The sequence below is a fragment of the Microcystis sp. M109S1 genome (assembly GCF_020247025.1).
Lineage (GTDB): Bacteria > Cyanobacteriota > Cyanobacteriia > Cyanobacteriales > Microcystaceae > Microcystis.
Genome location: NZ_JADBRW010000047.1, coordinates 1 through 2,658, shown reverse-complemented (window position 1 = coordinate 2,658; position 2,658 = coordinate 1). Strand labels below are relative to the sequence as shown.

Genomic DNA, 2,658 nt, shown 5'->3' with positions numbered 1-2,658 from the left:
TTAATTGAGGGAATGAATACCAAAATAAAGCTTATTAAAAGAATAAGTTATGGATTTACCAATTTTGAACATCTTCGACTTAAGCTGTTTGCTTGCTTTAATTCATAACAAAAATTAACACACGAAAACCAGAAGAGCCAGAATTTTAGTACAAATGCTAAAACTCCCTCTCCCCGCTCCGCAGCTCCGGCTCTCATAGACAGTCTTAACCAGTGATTCAGTATGATAGCCGTCCCCGGCAAGAGCGCCTACCGACCCTAAAAAATTAATTTGGCCAGAAGTCTATGGAAAAAATTTCATAAACCCCTTGACAAAAGCAGCGGATTGTGTGTAATATAAATATCGTGTGAGGAGTATAAGTTCAGCATGAGAGGAACCTTTGGGGTCGAAACACGGCAAGACTCCCAGAGGTTCTTCTTTTTCACTCCCTTATTTGCTCAAAGTCAGCAATAAAATCGGGTTTTGCCCGATCGCTAGTTTTTTCTCAAGTTATCCCTTCTAGGTCTGTTTTTGCTTGCCAAGAGCAACAGTCCAAAATTTTTGCCGAAGAAACTGCACAAGAGAAGTGTAATTCCTCGTAAAATTGGGAATTAAGTACAAGGGCAATCCTATGGCAGATAAAAATAACGGTAACGGTGGCTTATTCGTCGTCGGGGTTTTAGTGGGCAGTGCGATCGGGGCAGTGGCGGGTTTATTAGTAGCGCCCAGATCTGGAAAAGAAACCCGTCGAATTCTGCAAAAATCCGCGCGGGCTTTGCCTGAATTAGCCGAAGATCTGACCACGACGGTGCAATTGCAGGCCGATCGCCTATCGGAATCAGCCCGGCGTAATTGGGATGATACTTTAATTAGATTAAAAGAGGCGGTGACAGCCGGAATCGAAGCTAGTCAAAGTCTAGCCACGGACAATCCTTTCCCCGACTCGGAAGAATCCCCCCAAGGCGATAATCATCACTCGAATGACCATTAAATGACCGAACCTATTTTCTGGCTAGGATGTTCTTTACTGCTAGTCGCCGTTAGTTTAACGGCGGTTTTCATCGCTGCTTTGCCTGCCCTGCAAGAGTTAGCCCGGGCAGCCCGGAGTGCCGAAAAATTATTCGATACCCTCCATCGGGAATTTCCCCCGACTCTAGAAGCAATTCGCCTAACAGGGGCAGAAATCAGCGAATTAACCGAAAATATCGATGAAGGGGTCAAAAGTACCCGCCAAGTTGCCCAGGGAGTCGATCGCAGTCTCGGTAGTGCTAAAGCTGGTCTCAGCAAGCTCGATCGTGGCAGCCGTCGCCTCTTGATCGGTTTTAAAGTCGCTTGGAATACTTGGAAACGCAGTTAAGCAGATGGGGAATTATGAAGTGGGAGGCTTTTTTCAGTGATCAGTAAACAGTAACCAGTGAACTGAAAACTCACATCTGATAACTGATGACTGATGACTGATAACTGATAACTGGGTGACTAAAGTTGAGAATTCCCTTAAGATAAAGTAAATAAGTGTAAAGAAACTGAAAGTTAGCCTACACCCTTGCTGAAAAAATTCTCATTGTCTAGAAGTGCTATGCTCAATCGTTTTTGCCGAGTAATCTCGATCGCTCTTGTAATTGGTGTCATTAGCTGTCTGGGTTGGATTATCTCACCGGATCAAGCTCTAGCGGTGAATAATCCCGAATTACTGCCCAATCAAGCCACTCCGATCGTTGATTTAGCCAATTATCTACCCGCAAAACAGGAAGAAGCATTAATCCGAGATATCGAGACATTTCAAGGGGAAACCGGCTGGAAAATGCGAGTTTTAACCCAATATGACCGCAGCCCCGGCCGGGCAGTGATTAATTTCTGGGGATTGGATGATAAAAGTATTCTCTTAGTGGCCGATGGTCGGGGCGGTAATTTACTATCTTTTAGTATTGGCGATGCCGTCTATGAATTTTTACCCCGCACTTTTTGGATCGAATTACAGGCCCGTTTCGGTAATATGTATTTTGTCCGGGAAAATGGCGAGAATAATGCGATCGTACAATCTTTAGACGCGGTAAAAGGCTGTTTAGTTAAAGGTGGTTGTGCGGTAGTCCCCGGTTTACCGAAGGAACAGTGGATTTTAACTTTAATTACCTCAATTGTCGGTGGTTTAGTCTTCGGTTTTGCCGGTATTCCCCGCAAAGAAGGACAGGTTTTCGCTTGGCAATGGGTTTTAATTGTCTCTCCCCTCTGGTTTATCCTCTTTGTTGCTTTTGGCATCGGACCGGTGGTTACTCGCACCGGTGAATTACTGCCCCTTTTCCGCAATTTAATCGGTTTTGCCCTTGGAGTTTTAGTCGCCTATCTTTCCCCTCGTTTTAATTCCCTCAACGCCTCAAAAACCTAAGAATTAGCGGCTTTTCAGTGATCAGTAATCAGTAATCAGTAATCAGTAATCAGTGAAAAGAAAGTAGCGAAGTTTTTACCTTAAATGTTGGCTTGAAGGCTCTCGGTTTCACCTCGGAGATGAAAAGCCAACCAATATAGAAACAGCGAAGCACAATTAATATTCTGGGGAGTCTTGGCTCTCCACATATTTTTTAAGTTGATCTATCGTAACGCCACCACAACTAGCCACAAAGTAAGCTCCTGTCCATAATACTCTCTTGTCTTTCCAGTAAATCTTCTTTAAATGGTCACTGT

5 protein-coding genes are annotated in these 2,658 nt (G+C 44.1%); 4 read left to right on the top strand and 1 reads right to left on the bottom strand.

What is annotated here, in order from left to right; translation table 11 throughout:
- The 4 genes from IM322_RS01905 to IM322_RS01890 form a co-directional block, all read left to right on the top strand.
- Positions 1-108, top strand: a 108-nt coding sequence (locus IM322_RS01905) for a transposase (RefSeq protein WP_287672724.1), incomplete at its 5' end; no start/stop codon positions are given.
- A 502-nt stretch (positions 109-610) separates the two neighbouring features.
- Positions 611-970, top strand: coding sequence for a YtxH domain-containing protein (locus IM322_RS01900; protein WP_287675130.1), 360 nt, complete (start codon positions 611-613; stop codon positions 968-970).
- Positions 971-1,336, top strand: a complete 366-nt coding sequence (locus IM322_RS01895; protein WP_287675131.1) for a DUF948 domain-containing protein — start codon at positions 971-973, stop codon at positions 1,334-1,336.
- Between the two features lie 219 nt (positions 1,337-1,555).
- On the top strand, positions 1,556-2,362 hold the full coding sequence (locus IM322_RS01890) for a TPM domain-containing protein (protein ID WP_287675132.1): 807 nt from the start codon (positions 1,556-1,558) through the stop codon (positions 2,360-2,362).
- A gap of 156 nt (positions 2,363-2,518) precedes the next feature.
- On the opposite strand, the gene IM322_RS01885 is transcribed toward IM322_RS01890, so the two are convergent.
- Positions 2,519-2,658 (bottom strand): transposase (locus IM322_RS01885; protein ID WP_287673851.1); only part of this gene is annotated, 140 nt, incomplete at its 5' end.

What these genes read in the sequence shown, in the direction of transcription:
- IM322_RS01900 (WP_287675130.1), top strand. Translation starts at nt 611, where the DNA reads ATGGCAGATAAAAATAACGGTAACGGTGGCTTATTCGTCGTCGGGGTT.
- IM322_RS01890 (WP_287675132.1), top strand. Translation starts at nt 1,556, where the DNA reads ATGCTCAATCGTTTTTGCCGAGTAATCTCGATCGCTCTTGTAATTGGT.
- IM322_RS01895 (WP_287675131.1), top strand. Translation starts at nt 971, where the DNA reads ATGACCGAACCTATTTTCTGGCTAGGATGTTCTTTACTGCTAGTCGCC.